Annotated in this window: 19 protein-coding genes and 6 tRNA genes; 20 read left to right on the top strand and 5 right to left on the bottom strand. The window is 41.3% G+C overall.

Translation table 11 applies throughout. The features are described 5' to 3' along the window. Positions 1-21 precede the first annotated feature (21 nt). Positions 22-1074, bottom strand: a complete 1053-nt coding sequence (gene rluD, locus SE27_RS05310; RefSeq protein WP_039621511.1) for a 23S rRNA pseudouridine(1911/1915/1917) synthase RluD — start codon at positions 1072-1074, stop codon at positions 22-24. Positions 1075-1145: 71 nt separating this feature from the next. Here rluD and SE27_RS05305 point away from each other — a divergent pair, with 71 nt between their 5' ends. Then, complete coding sequence (locus SE27_RS05305; RefSeq protein WP_039621509.1) at positions 1146-2159, top strand: outer membrane protein assembly factor BamD; 1014 nt, start codon at positions 1146-1148, stop codon at positions 2157-2159. 200 nt (positions 2160-2359) lie between these two features. Then, a complete protein-coding gene (locus SE27_RS05300; protein WP_039621508.1) occupies positions 2360-4273 on the top strand; it encodes a DNA primase in 1914 nt (637 codons plus the stop codon). Between the two features lie 38 nt (positions 4274-4311). Here the strand turns inward: SE27_RS05300 and hemA are convergent, their stop codons facing one another. Next, positions 4312-5607 carry a glutamyl-tRNA reductase gene (hemA, locus tag SE27_RS05295; RefSeq protein WP_039621505.1) on the bottom strand — a complete coding sequence of 432 codons (1296 nt, stop codon included), beginning with the start codon at positions 5605-5607 and terminating at the stop codon, positions 4312-4314. Between the two features lie 78 nt (positions 5608-5685). Between hemA and SE27_RS05290 the strand changes: the two genes are divergently transcribed. The 13 genes from SE27_RS05290 (at position 5686) to panD (ending at position 12088) form a co-directional block, all read left to right on the top strand. After that, the gene (locus SE27_RS05290; RefSeq protein ID WP_039623822.1) at positions 5686-7401 is read left to right on the top strand and encodes a tetratricopeptide repeat protein; all 1716 of its coding nucleotides are present in this window, start codon (positions 5686-5688) and stop codon (positions 7399-7401) included. Positions 7402-7406: 5 nt separating this feature from the next. Next, positions 7407-7988: a lipoprotein insertase outer membrane protein LolB gene (lolB, locus tag SE27_RS05285; protein WP_039621503.1), complete on the top strand. Its 582-nt coding sequence runs from the start codon at positions 7407-7409 to the stop codon at positions 7986-7988. Positions 7989-8009: 21 nt separating this feature from the next. Continuing rightward, positions 8010-8840 carry a 4-(cytidine 5'-diphospho)-2-C-methyl-D-erythritol kinase gene (ispE, locus tag SE27_RS05280; protein ID WP_039621501.1) on the top strand — a complete coding sequence of 277 codons (831 nt, stop codon included), beginning with the start codon at positions 8010-8012 and terminating at the stop codon, positions 8838-8840. Position 8841: 1 nt separating this feature from the next. Next, a tRNA-Gln gene (locus SE27_RS05275) sits at positions 8842-8916 on the top strand. A gap of 26 nt (positions 8917-8942) precedes the next feature. Beyond that, a tRNA-Gln gene (locus SE27_RS05270) sits at positions 8943-9017 on the top strand. A gap of 91 nt (positions 9018-9108) precedes the next feature. Next, a tRNA-Gln gene (locus tag SE27_RS05265) sits at positions 9109-9183 on the top strand. Between the two features lie 41 nt (positions 9184-9224). Then, positions 9225-9299, top strand: a tRNA-Gln gene (locus SE27_RS05260). Positions 9300-9340: 41 nt separating this feature from the next. Continuing rightward, positions 9341-9415 (top strand) — tRNA-Gln (locus tag SE27_RS05255). A 91-nt stretch (positions 9416-9506) separates the two neighbouring features. Then, positions 9507-9581, top strand: a tRNA-Gln gene (locus SE27_RS05250). A 35-nt stretch (positions 9582-9616) separates the two neighbouring features. Next, a complete protein-coding gene (locus SE27_RS05245; protein ID WP_039621499.1) occupies positions 9617-10570 on the top strand; it encodes a ribose-phosphate pyrophosphokinase in 954 nt (317 codons plus the stop codon). 97 nt (positions 10571-10667) lie between these two features. Then, positions 10668-10964, top strand: a complete 297-nt coding sequence (gene rplY / locus SE27_RS05240) for a 50S ribosomal protein L25 (protein ID WP_039621497.1) — start codon at positions 10668-10670, stop codon at positions 10962-10964. Positions 10965-10982: 18 nt separating this feature from the next. Beyond that, on the top strand, positions 10983-11564 hold the full coding sequence (gene pth, locus SE27_RS05235) for an aminoacyl-tRNA hydrolase (RefSeq protein ID WP_039621496.1): 582 nt from the start codon (positions 10983-10985) through the stop codon (positions 11562-11564). A 143-nt stretch (positions 11565-11707) separates the two neighbouring features. Next, positions 11708-12088 carry an aspartate 1-decarboxylase gene (gene panD, locus SE27_RS05230; protein WP_039621494.1) on the top strand — a complete coding sequence of 127 codons (381 nt, stop codon included), beginning with the start codon at positions 11708-11710 and terminating at the stop codon, positions 12086-12088. 207 nt (positions 12089-12295) lie between these two features. Here panD and SE27_RS05225 read toward each other — a convergent pair whose 3' ends face one another. Continuing rightward, positions 12296-12781 carry a DUF1289 domain-containing protein gene (locus tag SE27_RS05225; protein ID WP_039621491.1) on the bottom strand — a complete coding sequence of 162 codons (486 nt, stop codon included), beginning with the start codon at positions 12779-12781 and terminating at the stop codon, positions 12296-12298. A 197-nt stretch (positions 12782-12978) separates the two neighbouring features. On the opposite strand from SE27_RS05225, the gene trhO reads away from it, so the two are divergent. From trhO to SE27_RS05205, 4 genes are all read left to right on the top strand, one after another. Next, the gene (gene trhO, locus SE27_RS05220) at positions 12979-13911 is read left to right on the top strand and encodes an oxygen-dependent tRNA uridine(34) hydroxylase TrhO (protein WP_039621490.1); all 933 of its coding nucleotides are present in this window, start codon (positions 12979-12981) and stop codon (positions 13909-13911) included. A gap of 195 nt (positions 13912-14106) precedes the next feature. Then, complete coding sequence (locus SE27_RS05215) at positions 14107-14394, top strand: hypothetical protein (RefSeq protein WP_039621488.1); 288 nt, start codon at positions 14107-14109, stop codon at positions 14392-14394. 82 nt (positions 14395-14476) lie between these two features. Continuing rightward, the gene (locus SE27_RS05210) at positions 14477-15094 is read left to right on the top strand and encodes a DedA family protein (RefSeq protein WP_039621485.1); all 618 of its coding nucleotides are present in this window, start codon (positions 14477-14479) and stop codon (positions 15092-15094) included. 35 nt (positions 15095-15129) lie between these two features. After that, positions 15130-15543 carry an ABZJ_00895 family protein gene (locus tag SE27_RS05205; protein ID WP_039621483.1) on the top strand — a complete coding sequence of 138 codons (414 nt, stop codon included), beginning with the start codon at positions 15130-15132 and terminating at the stop codon, positions 15541-15543. 50 nt (positions 15544-15593) lie between these two features. Here SE27_RS05205 and SE27_RS05200 read toward each other — a convergent pair whose 3' ends face one another. Together SE27_RS05200 and SE27_RS05195 are read right to left on the bottom strand one after the other, a co-directional pair. Next, positions 15594-16118, bottom strand: a complete 525-nt coding sequence (locus SE27_RS05200; protein WP_039621482.1) for a YecA/YgfB family protein — start codon at positions 16116-16118, stop codon at positions 15594-15596. Positions 16119-16187: 69 nt separating this feature from the next. After that, on the bottom strand, positions 16188-16394 hold the full coding sequence (locus tag SE27_RS05195; RefSeq protein WP_039621480.1) for a PA3496 family putative envelope integrity protein: 207 nt from the start codon (positions 16392-16394) through the stop codon (positions 16188-16190). 360 nt (positions 16395-16754) lie between these two features. On the opposite strand from SE27_RS05195, the gene rpoD reads away from it, so the two are divergent. Beyond that, positions 16755-18632, top strand: coding sequence for an RNA polymerase sigma factor RpoD (rpoD, locus tag SE27_RS05190; RefSeq protein ID WP_039621478.1), 1878 nt, complete (start codon positions 16755-16757; stop codon positions 18630-18632). The last annotated feature ends 46 nt before the right edge of the window (positions 18633-18678 follow it).

The following is an 18678-nucleotide window of genomic DNA, read 5'->3' as shown; positions in this document are numbered from 1 at the left end:
TAAGCAGTAAGCAAAAATAACTTAATAGGCTTTATTTTCGCTACGCAACACTTCAACCAATTGGTTAAAGTCTTCCGCCCATGGCGCTTCAAACATCATTTCTTCACCTGAACGTGGATGAACCAAACCGAGTTTCACCGCATGTAAGGCTTGACGCTTAAAACCACGCAAGGTATCGGTCAATAGTTCAGATGCACCTGCAGGGACACGAACGCGATTCATATACACCGGATCACCCACTAAGCCAAAACCTAGATAACTAAAGTGCACACGAATTTGATGGGTACGTCCTGTTTCTAAACGAGCTTGTACGCGTGTGAAGTTCTGGAAGCGCTCTTTCACGTTGTAATGCGTAACTGCATTTTTACCACCCGGTAAAATACTCATTTTAATACGATCGACCGGATGGCGTTTAATCGGCTCATCAATAGTACCGCCGGCAATAATATTACCGTAGACCACTAAATCATAAACGCGGTACACGGTTTTCTTAGCCAATTGCTTACTTAAAGCAAACTGCGATTCAAGATTTTTAGCGATGACCAGTAAGCCACTGGTGTCTTTATCAATACGATGCACCAAACCAGCACGCGTCAGCTCTGCCGATTTTGGATAGTGATACAGTAAAGCATTGACCAATGTGCCCGAACCATTGCCCGCACCCGGATGGACAACCATACCGACGGGTTTGTTCACCACGATAATGTCGTCATCTTCGTAGACAATATTTAATGGAATATTTTCTGGCAGACTTTTGGTTTGCACCTCAAGCTCAACATCAAGGCTAAGTAACTCATTGCCTTCACATTTATATTTTGGCTTGACAACGTTACCATTTACCAACAAATGGCCGTCTTTGAGCCACTGTTTCAGTTTTTCACGTGAAAAATCATTCCAAACCAGTGCGGCGACTTGATCAATACGTTGCCCTAAATAGCTTTCATCCAGTTGAAATTGCAACGATAAACGTGTTGCAGTTGAGTCTGAAGTATGGTTATCTGCATCCTCAGAATCATCAAGTAAATTAAAATCAGTTTCAGGTAAATCAGGATTAGAAGATTGTGCTTGACTCATTTGCTCATTCAGACAAAAGTGGTTTAATGGTGCAATTGTAGCTCATTGCCAGTACTAACAGAGGAATTTTTATGTCGTTACCACGTTATAAAATGACAATGCTTGCTTTATCTTTAGGCGTTGCAACGGCAATCGTGGGCTGTAGCAGTAATCCAAAGAAAGAAGTGGTCGATACAGGACCGCAATCTAGCGAGCAAGTTTATATTCAAAAAGCGGAAAAAGCCCTTGAACGTGGCCAATATACTGAAGCAGCCAAGCAGCTTGAAGCCCTAGACACCTACTATCCTACCGGTGACTATACGCAGCAAGCGCAATTAGAGTTGTTGTATGTGAAGTTCCAACAAAAAGATTATGAAACAGCCATTACCCTAGCTGAGCGTTTTATCCGTTTAAATCCGCAACATCCAAATGTGGACTACGCCTACTATGTTCGTGGTGTGGCCAATATGGAACAAAATTATGATGGTTTACTGCGTTATACCTCATTAAAACAATCGCACCGTGATGTTAGTTATTTAAAAGTTGCCTATCAAAATTTTGTCGATTTCATCCGCCGTTTCCCCTCTAGTACCTATGCAGTAGATGCTGCGCAGCGCATGAAGTTTATTGGCAATGAATTGGCTGAAAGTGAAATGAATGCGGCACGTTTTAATATTAAACGTAAAGCATGGTTGGCTGCTATTGAGCGTTCGCATTGGGTGGTTGAGCACTTCCCACAAACCCCACAAGTTCCTGAAGCACTGGCAACCATTGCCTATGGCTATGAAAAACTCGGTGACACGCAAACCGCTCAACAGTATATTGACGTGCTTAAACTGAATTATCCAAATTTAGTGAAAGCCGATGGCAGCGTCAACCTACGTGCAGCACGCAGTGAAGGCAGTTGGATTAACCGCGCCACCTTGGGTATTTTAGGCCGCGAAGCACAGACCTCGAATAGCATGGACCAAGAGCAAGAGATGCAGACCACTGAAAAACGCAGTCTGACCAATCGTTTAAGTTTTGGATTGCTGGATCGCCCAGAAAGTCAAAGCAATATTCCTGCACCAAAAGCCGAAAATGAGTCCAAAGCAAACGCTGAATAAACACGCTTAGCAGTCGCATTTTCATGAAGGGCAAGTTATCATACTTGCCCTTTTATTGTTTTAAGTGCTCAACTTGACCCTTGTGTCTAAAAGGTATACAAGTTCATTTTAAACATCTTCCTGCTTTTAGCTAAAATATAATCCTGATTTAAGTTTAGGTCAGTTATTTATCCCATCAATCACGACTCGATAACATACGTATGGCTATTCCTCAACACACGATTGATCAAATATTAGATCGCACCGATATTGTCGATGTGATTGGTCAACGCGTGAAACTTAAGAAAACGGGTCGCACCTATTCTGGCTGCTGTCCGTTTCATCAGGAAAAGTCACCTTCGTTTCATGTTTATCGGGATAAACAATATTTTCATTGCTTTGGCTGCCAAGCCAACGGTAACGCCATTCGCTTTTTAATGGACATTGATGGGCGTAATTTTGTCGATGTGATGAAAGACTTGTCCAGTCAAAGTGGTATTGAACTTCCCAAAGACAATCAAGACACCAAGCGCCTCTCTTATAAGCGTGAAATTAAACCGACGGCTATAGCGCCTAAAAAGACAGCCACGGCGCCTGAAAACAACAGCAGCGATCAGCCGCCGATAGTGGCCCAACATGATCCGTTTGAAGAGCTTCAACACAATAGTCATCTAGACAGTGAATTTAATCCTCACGATCCATTTATTGCCTTTGAACAAGCTGAGCAAAACAGTACACAAGACGGCAATCTATACGACTTACTGGAAAATATTGCACTGTATTATCAGCAGCAATTACCACGCAGCCAAACGGCGCAGCAGTATTTTAGACAACGTGGTTTAAGCATTGAGACCATTCAATACTGGCGTTTAGGCTATGCGCCGGAAGATTGGCAGCATCTAGAAAAAGCGTTTCCCTACGATATTGAAGGCCTCAGACAACTGGGCTTAATTCGCACCAGTGACAATGGCCGTGATTTTAACTTGCTGCGAGATCGGGTCATTTTCCCTATTCGCGATGCCAAAGGTCGTGTAGTCGGTTTTGGTGGACGTGCGCTCAATGACGAGATTAAACCCAAATATATTAACTCGCCCGATTCTGAAGTTTTCCATAAGAATCAATTGTTGTATGGACTCTATGAAGGTCGCAAGCAAAAAGCACAAGACTGGTTAATGGTCGAAGGCTATATGGATGTGATTGCATTACAGCAAGCCGGCATCTATGGGGCTGTCGCAACATTGGGCACAGCCAGTAACACCGATCATTTAACCATTTTATTTAAACAAAATAGCCGAATTACCATTGCCTTTGATGGCGATGCCGCTGGACAAAAAGCCGCCAGACGTACCTTAGAGATTGCACTGCCGTTACTCAGTGATGGCCGTGAGTTGAAGTTTTTTGTCCTGCCGGATGATCAAGATCCAGACTCTTTAATCCGCCGTGAAGGGCTTGAAAATTTTAATCGCCTGCTACAACAAGCACCGCTGTTGTCCGACTTTGTTTTTGCTCACCTCAGTCAAAATCATGATGTCAGCAAGCCCGAAGGTAAAAGTCAGGTGATGGGCGAATTACGCCAATTGACAGAGTTGCTACCAAAACACGGCTCATATCGCTACTTATTGCAGCAATTTTTTAGGGAAAAATTAGGGTTTAATCGCAAATGGCAACCGCAAGTCAACAATGATGCCTCTTTAAGTTTCAGCACCAAAATTGATGCCGAACAATACGTGATTGCCATTTTAATGAATCATCCGTATCTATATATTCATTTTGAACCGCTACGCGCCTTAATTTCTCACGATCAATTGTTGTTTAAGATTCTAAATATTTTTAATTGTATTTTTGATGACTTACCGGATGATCCAGAGCTTTCTCAATATTATATTTTGGGCGCTTGTGCCAATCATCATCATGACTTACAGCATATTTTATTAAATACGCAAATCAGTGATTACACAGCATCACCTGAACAAGCAGACAAACTGGCAGAAGATTTTTCAATTAAATTGCAATACCAGTGTTTACAGCAAAAAATTAAATCGAAGAAATTTACCAGCATTGCTGAAATGCGCAATCTGAAACAACGTATTTATGAAATTGACTGTAAACGTTCACTCAGCTTATTAGAAGAATAATCAAAAGCTTGCTAGAAAAAAATCTTCTGCTTTAAACCTTAGTCATTATGGCCATGTTTGATTTTACGGCGCTTAGTCAATATTTCACCCAAATCATCGCGCATCGATTCAAAATAACTCGGGTCTTCAGCTTTAGCCGCTTGGCGCAGTAAAATCGAGGTGGGATGCAATAATTTTTGTGTTAAACGATAGGAAAATTCTTGTAGCACTTGTTGCGGATCTTCACCCTGACTCATTCGCTGCATAGCCAATTGCTGTTCTTCTTGGCGTAAGGCTTCGCCTTGTTCACGATAGGCATGGATGGTGCTGCCGGCATGTTTGACTTTTTGCTGCGTCACCAATTCAGTGGCCAATTGATTGACCATGACTTCAGCTTCAACCGCTGCCTGACGACGCTGCGCCAAGTTATCGTTAATGACACTTTGTAAATCATCCACGCCATACAAATAGACGCCATCGAGTGATTCAACTTTAGGTTCAATATCACGCGGTACAGCCAAATCCACCAATAACATTTGTTGGTAGCGGCGTTTTTTTAAAGCCTTTTTAACATCTACATACGAAATAACTTGATGCAAACTTCCGGTACAGCTACAAATCACATCGGCGCGATATAAATTTTCGGCCAACGCTGCAAATGGAATAATTTCGACATCCACTTGATGGGCAATATCAGCGGCTAAACGCTCGGCACGTGCAGAAGTACGGTTACAAATCAGCACCTTGCCCACACCCATTTCAGCCAAATGTTTGGCTACGAGGCTATTCATCTCGCCTGCAGCCACCACCATGACCGTCAATTTTTCAGGTTGACTAAACACTTGTAGCGCAAGCTGTGCCACAGCATACCCCATGGAAACGGCATGACTACCCACTGCCGTTTCAGAGCGCACCCGTTTGGCGGCATAAAAAGCATATTCAAAAATGCGGTTTAAATCACTCGACACCGTCTGTGCCTCTTTGGCCAGCACCAACGCAGATTTAACTTGCCCTAAAATTTGCGGCTCACCTAACATCAGTGAATCCAATCCACTGGCCACACGCATCAGATGCGTCATGGCCTGTGCATTTTCATAACGATATACATGATTAAACAATTGTTTAACATCTAAACCATTTGCTTGGGCGAGCCAATTCATTACCATGTCTGCATCATCAGATATGGCATAGACTTCAGTTCGGTTACATGTAGAGACCACGACCATATCATTCAATTCATGATGCTGGCTTTGCTTGGCAAGCAGTTGCGTTAACTTTTCAGGGTTAAAGGCAATTTGCTCACGTAGTTCTACAGAAGCGGTTTGATGGTTGACACCCAATGCAAAGAAAGACATATCAGATCATCATTTCGCTAAATTTATGCTATTGTGCAATATTGGTGTCATAAAAAGCATTACTTGGATCAAGAAAAATTGCGTCAAACAAATAGCCGAATAAGCGGCGCGACAATTAAGCAATATTCTACCACATTCTTACTTGTGGGGAGCATGGCTACTAGTGTTCATATTAGAGCATCTGGAGATATTTACCATGCCAATTCAAACTATAATGCTATACAGCAAAGCATGGTCGCAGAATTTGCCCTGACCAACCATGATGTTGCTACAGCATTACACAACTACACCGTGCTGGCAATTAAAAGCAACTCCACCATGGTCAAGCAGCGCGCACTCAATATTGCCTTAGAACAAAATGACTTAAAAGCGGCGCTCGACATTGCCACCCATTGGGTGGTGCAAGAACCTACCGATGTACCGGCTTTATTTTATCTATCGCATATTGCCTTAAAAGCCCATGAATATGAACTGGCCTCAGAGACTTTAGATAAAATTTTAAAAATTGATCCTGATGCAGATTTAGAAAAAATTCTGGCAGGAATTACCCCTGAACAAGCGGATGACCGTGATTTTTTGCTTGCCGCCTTACACGCCAGCAAGCAGCGGAATAATCCTTCGGTATTGTTACTTATTGCGGGGATAGAGGCGCAAAATGGACAATTCGAGCAAGCACTTGTCACAGTCAATCGTGCACTGAAAAAACGGCCAAAAGTTACAGGTTTCATCCTCATGAAAGCCAACTTATTGGCCGCCATGGGCAATGAAAAAGACACCTTAAAATGGTATGCAAGATCCAGCTATAAGCACAAGAGTAACTTAGAGGTGCGTTTAGCTGAGGTTAAATATTTAATTAAAATCAATCAGTCCAAACTCGCATTAGATAAACTAGAAGATATTTTAAAAAAATGGCCACAAGAAGATGAAGCGCTATTTATTGCCGGTCTAACCAGTATTGACTTAGAAGAATATGAAAAGGCAGAACGCTTTTTAGTTGAACTGCGTTACTCAAATCAATATCAGAACGAAGCTTATTATTATCTAGCAGTCAATGCAGAGCGAAAGCAGCACTTTGAAACTGCAAAAGCCTATTATCGTTTGGTGGATGGCAGCTTATATACGGTCTCGCGCCGCAATATGATTAATATTTTTGCAGAACAAGATAAACTCAGTGATGCCCTGCGTTTTTTAACCCAAGAACGTGTTAATTATCCGCAACAGGCCAGTTTTCTGTATCAAGCGCAAGCCGATATTTTAAAGCGAATGGGCAATAAAAAAGCTGCTATGCGCCTATTAGATGAAGCCATTAAAAATATTTCAGATGATCCCGAGCTAATTTACTCAGAAGTTTTATTGCTGGATGCTTATCAAGACAGAGATAAACTGGATAAATTATTAAAAAAACTTCTCGAGATTGAACCGAACAGCCCCACTTATCTCAATGCCTATGCCTATACCTTGGCCTTGCAAAATAGACGTTTAGATGAAGCGCGGCAATACGTGGAACATGCTTTAGAACTGGCACCTGAACAAGCTTCTATTTTAGATACTTTGGGCTATATTAGCTTTTTACAAAATGATTTTAAAACCGCAGCACGGGTATTGGAAAAAGCCTATGACAGTAGTCACAGTATTCAAATTGGCGTGCGCTATGCCAAAGCGCTGTATATGCAAGGTGATTTAACCAAATTCAGTACGGTGTTACAACAATTGCAAACAAAACATCCCAATGATCCGCAATTAGAGCAATTAAAATCATTATTGTTAACCCCTCACCTAAAAAAGAACTCCTGACCTTTATGCGTATTTTTTCAAAAATCAGTTTAACTGTAATTGCAACCAGCACCCTGATCTTAAGTGGCTGTCAGCCGTATACTCAGCCACAATCTCAAAATATCGCTCAGATTCCAGAAGCGCCGAATAGTTTTAATCTTCAAGGTAAAATTGGAGTTAAAACGCCGGCGCAATCTGGTAGCGCTTTTTTTACTTGGGTACAGCAACAACAAGAATTTGATATTGAGTTAAGTGGCATTTTAGGCGTCGGTAAAACGCAAATTACCGGCAAACCCGGCGAAGTCAGCTTAAACAGTGCCAAAACTGGCTTAATTGAAGCAACCACGCCAGAAGAACTATTAGAACGTGCAACCGGCTGGCAAGCACCCATTACCCATTTAGTCGACTGGATTCAGGCCAAACCCGCGACAAGTCAGGCGAAAATTAGTAAAGATACCCATAATCGTCCCACTCAGTTTTTAGAAGCAGGCTGGACGGTGGATTTAAGTTATAACGATCAAGCGAAATTACCCAATAAGCTAATTTTAAAGCAAGCGCTTGAATCAGGTCAGGAAAACCGTATTACCATGGTGATCCAAAATCGTTAATTTTTAAAAGTTTAAAATCCTATGATCCGTGTTCCCTCTCCTGCCAAGCTTAATCTGTTTTTGCATATCACTGGTCGTCGTGAGGACGGCTACCATGAATTGCAAAGTATCTTTCAATTGATTGATTTAACCGACTGGTTGCAATTCACCCAAACAGTAGATTTAGATATTTCAATTGCGGGGTTAGACAGCGTCGATTTAGAGCACAATCTGATCTACAAAGCCATCAACCTGTTAAAGCCCTACGCACAGAAAATAAGCGGACTGCTCATTGCTATAGAAAAGAATATTCCAATGGGTGCAGGACTCGGCGGCGGCTCATCTAATGCCGCCAGTACCTTAATTGTGGTCAATCAACTGTGGCAATGTGGGTTAACTACTGAACAGTTGGCAGTATTAGGGCTACAACTTGGCGCGGATGTGCCGGTTTTTGTATATGGCCGCAATGCATGGGCAGAAGGCATTGGTGAACAATTAACATTCATAGACTTAGATCAAAAACAATACATTGTGCTAAAACCTGACTGTTTTATCAGCACTCAATTGCTTTTTTCACAAAAAACATTGACAAGAAACACGAAGCCATCTACATTTTGCGCCTATCAGTTAAAGCCTTTTAACTTTGGAAATAATTTTACCGCTTTGGCGGCAAGTTTATATCCAGAAGTAAATGAAGCTCTGCAGTATCTCAATCAATTTGGGACTGCAAAACTTACAGGTACAGGTGCTTGTGTTTTTGCTGAAGTAACGCGTAATATGAAAATTGATGAGATTTTAGCCCATTCACCTTGTAAAGCTTACTTGGTTAATAGTCTAGATGAATCACCATTACGTCATTTACAAGTTATGTGATAGGGGCGTCGCCAAGTGGTAAGGCACCGGGTTTTGATCTCGGCATCCGTTGGTTCGAATCCAGCCGCCCCTACCATTATTACATCTGTAGATTACTGTATTAGGGGTATCGCCAAGTGGTAAGGCACCGGGTTTTGATCTCGGCATCCGTTGGTTCGAATCCAGCTACCCCTGCCATTTTCTCAAAAAAGATAGAACAAATTTTAAGGCTTGATTTGTTAATATACCCTGACATAGAGCATTAAAAATATTAAAGTTCTGCCGCATTAGGGGCGTCGCCAAGTGGCAAGGCACCGGGTTTTGATCCCGGCATCCGTTGGTTCGAATCCAGCTTCCCCTGCCATTTAAACAAGAGTTTAAGTAAAAATTACAGTGATCAAATTTAGGGGTATCGCCAAGTGGTAAGGCACCGGGTTTTGATCTCGGCATCCGTTGGTTCGAATCCAGCTACCCCTGCCATTTAAACAAGTGTTTAAGTAAAAATTACAGTGATCAAATTTAGGGGTATCGCCAAGTGGTAAGGCACCGGGTTTTGATCTCGGCATCCGTTGGTTCGAATCCAGCTACCCCTGCCATTTTCTCAAAAAAGATAGAACAAATTTTAAGGCTTGATTTGTTAATATACCTTGACATAGAGCATTAAAAATATTAAAGTTCTGCCGCATTAGGGGCGTCGCCAAGTGGTAAGGCACCGGGTTTTGATCTCGGCATCCGTTGGTTCGAATCCAGCCGCCCCTACCATCTATTCCAAACATTCCAACCGCCAAGGGTGCTTCATGCCCAATCTTGTCGTTTTTAGTGGAACCGCACATCCACAATTCGCTCAAAAAGTTGTAAGCCACCTGCACATTCCTTTAGGTGCAGCATCTGTAGGTCATTTTTCTGACGGTGAAATTGCTGTCGAAATTACTGAAAATGTTCGTGGTAAAGACGTATTTCTTGTTCAGCCAACTTGTGCACCAACGAATGACAACCTTATGGAAGTCCTCGTTATGGCTGATGCATTACGTCGTGCAAGTGCAGGTCGTATTACTGCTGTCATCCCTTACTTCGGATATGCTCGTCAAGATCGTCGTCCTCGTTCAAGCCGCGTGCCCATTACTGCCAAAGTTGTAGCAGATATGCTTACAACGGTAGGAATTGACCGCGTTGTGATGATCGACCTTCATGCTGACCAAATCCAAGGTTTCTTCGATATTCCTGTAGACAATATCTACGGTACTCCTGCGTTACTTGCTGATTTACGTCAACAGCAACACCATAATCTTATGGTTGTTTCTCCTGACGTTGGCGGTGTAGTACGTGCGCGCGCTGTGGCTAAACAAATGGGTGATATCGATCTTGCAATCATTGATAAACGTCGTCAAAAAGCGAATGAATCACAAGTGATGCATTTGATTGGTGATGTCAAAGATCGTGATTGTGTGATTGTGGATGACATGGTCGATACTGCCGGTACTTTGTGTAAAGCTGCTGAAGCATTGAAACAATTCGGTGCTCGCCGTGTCGTTGCTTATGCAACACACCCTGTACTTTCTGGTAAAGCACTAGAGAATTTGAAAAATTCTGTACTCGATGAATTGGTCGTGACAGATACTATTCCACTTTCTCAAGAAGCATTAGAAATTGGCAAGATTCGCCAAGTTTCAGTGGCCAGTATGGTTGCCGAAACAATTCGTCGTATTAACAACGAAGAATCTATTAGCGCAATGTTCGATAGTTATCTATAAGCGCAAAATTTTTAAAGCTCTGCCGTTAAACGCAGAGCTTTCTATCACTGAACTGGTCGAAGGTTCAGTCAATTAAACTCAATGAGGAAATGTCATCATGGCAAACTTCGTATTAAATGCAGTAGCTCGTGACGAATCAGTACAAGGGAAAGGTTCGAGCCGCCGCCTTCGTCTTCAAGCTAAAGTTCCAGCAATCATCTATGGCGGCGAAGCTGCTCCAGTAACTGTAACTTTAGAACTTCGTCAACTTGTTAAAGCACTTGAAGATAACAAATTCTTTGAAGAAGTTATCGAAATCCAAGTGGGCGACAAAGTTGAAAGCGTTAAAATCCAAGCTTTACAACGTCACCCAGCTAAAAATACGCCTATGCACGCTGACTTTAAACGCGCATAAGTGTTGACGGTATAATTAGTGTCAAAACTTTCGCTAATTGTTGGTTTGGGCAATCCTGGTAAGGAATATGCCCAGACCCGCCATAATGCAGGCGCTTGGTTCGTTGAACGCCTAGCAGAACAATATGGCATTGCCCTTAAAGCCGATCCTAAATTCTACGGAATCAGTGGTCGAGGTAATATTGAAGGTCAAGACGTTCGTCTTTTGTTACCTACAACCTTTATGAATGCCTCTGGTAAAAGTGTTGTCCCCTTCGCAAAATTCTATCAAGTTAACCCTGAAGCCATGTTAATTGCACACGATGAACTGGATATGGATCCAGGTGTCATTCGCCTAAAAACAGGCGGTGGTCACGGTGGACATAACGGTTTACGCGATATTGTGCCGCATCTGGGTGCCAACTTCCATCGCCTACGTGTTGGTATTGGTCATCCTGGTTCAAAAGAACGCGTGTCCGGTCATGTGCTCAGCAAAGCCCCAAGCAGTGAACAAAATTTAATGGATGATGCGATTCATCACGCTTTATCGCGCATTAAATTACTGGTTAGCGGTGAAATACAACAGGCTATGAATCAAATCAACGCCTACAAACCAAACTGATCATTCTACAATTATTCAATAATCCTACTTGCCATGCTGCTTTTTTCAGAGCAAAATGCGTTTTCTGTGGATTAGCTACCCCGTAATAAGTAATTGATTTAACCATAAGATAAAATCTTAGGTCGACTAAGGAGACGCCAGCTATGCTATCTCGTTTATTAAAAGCAAAAATTCACCGTGCAGTAGTGACCCATGCAGAACTTCATTATGAAGGTTCATGTGCTATTGATGGCGTTTTATTGGATTTAGCTGGTATCCGTGAATACGAAGAAATTCATGTTTGGAATGTCACCAATGGTAAACGTTTTACCACCTACGCCATTCGTGGTGAAGAAAAATCCGGTATTATTTCAGTGAATGGTGGCGCAGCTCATCAAGCTGATGTAAATGACTTATTAATTATTGCGACTTTTGGTGATTTTACCCCAGCTGAAGCAGATGCGCATAAACCACGTTTGGTCTATGCCAACCCGAACAATACCGTCAGCCATACCGCAAACTGTATTCCGGTTCAAGTCGCTTAAAGCAATCAACAGATTCAAAAAGCTCGCACTTGGCGGGCTTTTTTATGTAGGTTAAATCATTAAAATATGCTGCAAAGAACATAAAAATTAAGATAATTCATTCTTCTTGCTTTAACAGCATTGGGTCTTTATCTGCTTTTCATGCGATTCACATACCCAGTTCAGTGCTTTATTTAGCGTAATAGCTCAAAAACAGCATAAAGTATTTTAATCCTCTTCGAGCATATGCCGTAGATTATGATGAATGCCATCTGCACGTAAAAAAGCGAAATCGTAACTTGCTGTCGCCAAGGCCAGTACGCGGCGCTCGAACTCTTGCCAAATGCCTTTTACTTGCTGACTATGAATACCCAAGCCACTTTCTTCGGCAAGATGTTTATTCTTTTCACACAGTTTAAGCGCATGATAGAGCTTACGCCCCTTCGATGCATCCTCACGAAAACGAACCCGCTTTGATAAAATAAAACCGTGTACATGACGCAAATCAGCCAAAGGCAACATCGGGATTAAAATTTGATCAAGCTGTGCATCTAACCGCAGCCACACCACGCTGTGCTGCTCTATGGTATAGGTATTCCACTGAATCACTTCATGATTAAAACGCCGGCAGCCACGACAAACAGCATCACCAAAGACTGTCGAACAGCGTCCGACACAAGGGGTTAACGAGGCAATTCGACGCTCAGTACTCACCTTGCGCTCCCATTATGTACACCATGACCAAAATCATCCTATCAAATCAGATTAAAGCTAAAATTCACCACGAATCGCTCATGTTTATGTCGGACTTAAAAACCATATATTCGTTATGGTTTTCTCGCTTATTCATACAATTCACGTTAAAATACGCGCCTTGAATTTTGTCCTATCATAATACATTTGGAGTCTCCATGAACGCTACTGTAGAACAGCTTGCACCTGTAGAACAGCAAGCGACCACAAGTTGGGTTGTTGCCGCGCTATATCAATTTAAAGAAGTTCAAGATCCTACCGATCTTCAACAACGTCTTTTAGACTTGGTCAACAGCATTAATTTGTGTGGAACTCTGATTGTAGCCGGTGAAGGCATTAATGGTACTGTGGCGGGTGATCGCGATGCAATCGATCAAATTCATCAATTTTTGCTCAATGAAGGCTTTAATAGCCTAGAGTACAAAGAATCTCATAGTGATGAAAAGCCTTTTCGTAAAATGAAAATTAAGCTTAAAAGTGAAATTGTCACTTTAGGCGTTGAAGTTAAACCACGCGATTTGGTCGGTCACTATTTAGATGCCAAAGAGTGGAATGATTTAATTGCCCGCGATGATGTGATTTTAATTGATACGCGCAACGATTACGAATATAAAGCCGGCACCTTTAAAGGTGCGCTCGATCCTAAAACAGAAAGCTTTCGTGAATTCCCTGAATATGTAAAACAAAATCTTGAGCAACATAAAGATAAAAAGATTGCCATGTTTTGTACCGGTGGCATCCGCTGTGAAAAATCGACCTCATTGCTGTTACAAGAAGGTTTTGAAGAGGTCTATCACTTAAAAGGTGGGATTTTAAAATACTTAGAAGAAACACCAGCCGCTGAGAGTATGTGGGAAGGTGAATGTTTCGTGTTTGATGGTCGTACTGCGGTCACTCACGGGGTTGAAGAAGGTCAAAACATTAAATGTCATGCCTGTGGTTGGCCTTTATTGCCTGAAGAAGTACAGCTTACCAGCTATGAGCATGGAGTTTCGTGCAAGCACTGTATTGAAAAAACCAGCGAGAAACAAAAAGAAGGTTTTCGCATGCGTCAGTCGCAAATTACTGCGGCTAAACGTAAACGTCTCTAAGCCTCGAAATTCGCTCTTGCTAACAAAGCCCTTATAGAGGGCTTTTTTTGTTTACCTAAAAACAACAATAGATAAAAAATATTACCAATTCTCACTATTAATGTATACCAAGCGCTTAATAATTTGCTAATGTGTGACTTAAATCACAAATAAAAACTAACTTATTAATATATAACGTGAAAAAGGAATTAAATCATGCTCAAAACAATATCTAATTCAGCTGAGAATATGAGATCGTCCTCGCGTGTACATGATGAAAATAATCAAAAAATACAACAACTCAAAAATAGTTTAAATCAAGAATCACATTTATTTATTGTGACTTTAGGTGCAATAATTGGCACAATTTTTTCTTTGTTTATTGCCTATCATCTGACAGAAATTAATCTAGGAATTTATGCTTTACTCAGCATTATTCCTTTGGCGTTGTCTTATAGCTTAAGAAAAGTCTATATCCATACGTTGGTACATAGCCAAGAATAAACGGTTTAATTTTAGATTGACGTTTACCACACTCTAAATAGTCTTTAGGATAGGTTAGATACCTTTATCATTGTATAACCACATGAATCTAACCCAGTGGATTACATCCATTATGGAACAATTGGGCTACTTCGGGATTGCCCTGTTGATGTTTCTGGATAATATCTTCCCTCCCATTCCATCTGAAATTATTATGCCATCGGCCGGATACACTGCCTCACAAGGCCAGTTATTGTTGGTGGGTGTCGTGATTGCCGGTTGCATCGGCTCACTTATTGCTGCTGCATTGTTGTATTGGGTGGGTTATACCTTCAATCATGAGCGTATTTTTCGTTTTGTAGATCGCTATGGAAAATTCTTATTTTTAAAATCGGTGGATGTCAAAAAATCACTCGACTGGTTTGAACAGTACGGCCATCGGATTGTATTTTTTGGACGCATGATTCCTGCTGTACGCTCCTTGATTAGTATTCCTGCCGGCATGAGCCACATGCCTTTTTGGAAATTCATGTTCTATAGCAGTTTAGGTACCATTATTTGGACCACATTCTTGGCCAGCGTAGGTTTTTATTTTGGTGAAAACCAAATTCTGATGCAGCAAATTTTTAGTCAAGCCAGCTATATCATCTTGAGCCTTTTGGCAATTTTTCTACTGTGGCTTGCTTATCGCCGATATCGTCATAAAAGAAAGTCGTTTTAATATTTTCATTAAATTTGGTTTGGGGCTTTAGATTCATGAAACATTATCTGGTTTATTTTGCTGCTGTTTACAGTTTTGCATTGCTGCTGCTGGGTATTTTATTTAGCTTATTAAACTTAAATACCTCAATCAGTATACCCACGCTGATTGCTGCTGGATTTATCACGGCCGGCCATTTTGTTAAACGCGAACAACGACGTCCAAGTGATGATGAAAGAATTCAACTGATTTGGAGTTGTACTATCACGTCTTTGATTATTACCAGTCTGGTATTGTTCTTCTACAGCTTACTGAGTCCTGCTACCTCCAATATTCTAAATGTGGTTAAAAGCACCAATATTATTTTGATTGCCATAATGATGCTGCTGCTTATTTTGGTTCATGCAGCGGTATTTTTTGTCAGCTTTGGTTGGTATGCCAATCGCTGTGCACAAAAGCTAAATGTATAAATAAGCCATAAAAAAACACCTCGATTGAGGTGTTTTTTTATGGCAATAAATTAAGCAGGTGTGTGATACATCAAATAAATTTCATTTAAATTGTCTGGAATTTCTTCAGCAATTTCATCCATCAATTCGCCATTGCGACGGAAAGATTCCATTTGTGGATCTTCATCATCTACACCACTAAAGACCATCATTGGCAGGGTTAAATCAACCAACTGTTCTTCATATTCAGGCGTGAACCATGCATCTTCGTTTAGGAACATTGCGTCAACAAAGCCAACACTCCAATCACCTAAGCTTGATTCAACAGATGCTTCTTCAATTTCAAAAGGAAAAGCAATGCCTTCTTCATTGGCTAAATTTTGACGAATAGCCTCTAACCATGCGTGCACTTGTGCCAACATCTCTGCAGGAACTTTCTTTTGATTATTATCGAAAAGTTCATCGAGCCATTTATCAAAAGTTGGGCCAACGGCAATTGCACATAAAAAACCATGAGTGGCTGCAAAATCTAGACCATGCTCATTTTGGTCGCCATCTAGATATTCGCTCAATAGGTCTAAATTTAAAGCACTCATTTAAAATCCAAATTCAATAAAATAACTGCGCCTAGCATAACATTTTAACGGGCTATGCTAAATCACAATTTAGTCTTCTTCATCGTCAAAATCGTCATCATCTAAATCGTAATCAAAATCTTTCAGTTGGCGCTCTAAACGACGTTGTGCAAGTAGATCGTCAATCAGTCGACGCTTCTCTAAAGACTCTTTGGCTGTAATTTTGCTCGAAACTTCATCAAAGCTAACTTCATCTTCACTGAAGCTTTCCTCTAGTTCAAAATCTGTAGAAGACACTAAAACCACCTCATGGTGAAAAAAAGTAAATGGGTCTAGGCGCTATTTATCTCTGTTCGGAATTCTTGTCAAGTTTTTTTTAATTTTTTAGCCTATAAATTCAATTTATGCCGGTTTTAAGCCCGGAATATGCTGTATTGATAAGTGTTCAAAATTGCTTTAAATTAATTGTATTTTAAAGAGATTGTGCGGATAGGGCTTGAAAAAGAAAAATCCAACCCAATATCGAGAATAGCTATTAAATCAAAGTCATATTTTCAATACGACACTTGAGCAAGCAATGGCCAAGACTATTTTAAGCGGATTGTGCTATCATGCACGGTTTTTCACTGCCCCAGATTCAACGAAGAGTAAGCAAAGATGAGCGATAAAACTTCCCCTACTTCGCAAGTAGCGGCTCTGATTAGCCGAGGCAAAGAGCAAGGTTACTTAACTTACGCTGAGGTTAACGATCATCTCCCAGCCTCGATCACTGAAAGCGAACAGATTGAAGACATTATTCAAATGCTTCAAGACGTCGGCATTCCGGTACACGAACGTGCACCAGAAGCTGATGACACCATGTTCGACGGTAACAATACCGAAGCCACTGATGAAGTTGCTGAAGAAGAAGCTGCTGCTGTTCTTGCCTCTGTTGAAAGTGAGCCAGGTCGTACAACCGATCCTGTGCGCATGTATATGCGTGAAATGGGTACGGTCGAACTTTTAACACGTGAAGGCGAAATTAGTATTGCCAAACGTATTGAAGAAGGTATTCGTGACGTTCTGCATTCTATTGCCTATTGGCCGAATGCGGTTGAAGTGGTGCTTAAAGAATATAATGATGTCAGCCTAGGTGAGCGTCGTCTTGCTGATATCTTATCGGGTTATTTAGACCCAGAATCTGATGAAGTTATTCCAGAAGTTATCGAAGAAGAAGTTGAAATCGTCAAAAAAGACGAAAAAGCCACCAAAGACGTTAAACTCGATGATGACGAAGAAGAAGAAGCTGAAACGGAAGATGAAACGGAAGGCGAATCAGGTCCTGATCCAGAAATTGCCCGTATGCGTTTTACCCAGTTAGAAGATACCTGGAAAGTCACCAAAGCCGCGATTGAAAAACATGGTCGCAACAGCAAGCAAGCAGAAGAAGCACTTGAAGCAATGGCATCTGTGTTTATGATGTTTAAATTTACCCCACGTTTATTTGATATTGTGGCTGAAATGATTCGCGGCACGCACGAACAAATTCGTACTTCTGAACGTGAAGTGATGCGTTATGCTGTACGTCGTGGTCGTATGGATCGCACCCAATTCCGTACCTCGTTCCCCGATCAAGAATCCAACCCAGCATGGTTAGACGAACAAATTGCCAAAGCACCTGCTGAGCAAAAAGTTTATTTAGAAAAAGTACGTCCTGATGTCTTGGCGTTCCAACAAAAGATTGCCGATATTGAAAAAGACTTGGGTCTAACCGTTAAAGATATTAAAGAAATCTCGAAACGTATGGCAGTCGGTGAAGCCAAAGCGCGTCGTGCGAAGAAAGAGATGGTGGAAGCCAACTTACGTTTGGTCATTTCAATTGCGAAAAAATACACCAACCGTGGTTTACAGTTCCTCGACTTGATTCAAGAAGGCAACATCGGTTTGATGAAAGCCGTGGATAAGTTTGAATACCGTCGTGGTTATAAATTCTCAACCTATGCGACATGGTGGATTCGTCAGGCAATTACCCGTTCAATCGCCGACCAAGCACGCACCATTCGTATTCCAGTACACATGATTGAGACCATTAACAAAATCAACCGTGTGTCACGTCAACTTCTTCAAGAAATGGGCCGTGAGCCAACCCCTGAAGAATTAGGCGAACGTCTGGAAATGGATGAAGTTAAAGTACGTAAAGTACTTAAAATTGCCAAAGAACCGATTTCGATGGAAACTCCAATTGGTGATGATGAAGATTCGCATTTGGGTGACTTTATTGAAGATGGTAATATCACCTCTCCAATTGATGCAGCGACCTCAGAAGGCTTAAAAGAAGCCACACGTGAAGTGCTTGAAAACTTAACTGAACGTGAAGCCAAAGTATTGAAAATGCGTTTTGGTATTGATATGCCAACCGATCATACCTTGGAAGAAGTCGGTAAACAATTTGATGTAACGCGTGAACGTATTCGTCAAATTGAAGCCAAAGCATTACGTAAATTGCGTCATCCATCGCGTTCGGAGCATTTACGCTCATTCTTAGAAAATGACTAATTTTTAAGAATAGCCATGGGGACTTGAAAAGTTATTCATGAACCCC

It is taken from the genome of Acinetobacter harbinensis, assembly GCF_000816495.1.
GTDB classification, from domain to species: domain Bacteria; phylum Pseudomonadota; class Gammaproteobacteria; order Pseudomonadales; family Moraxellaceae; genus Acinetobacter; species Acinetobacter harbinensis.
The sequence above is the reverse complement of the archived record's forward strand: the minus strand, read 5'-3'. Positions and strand labels throughout refer to the sequence as shown.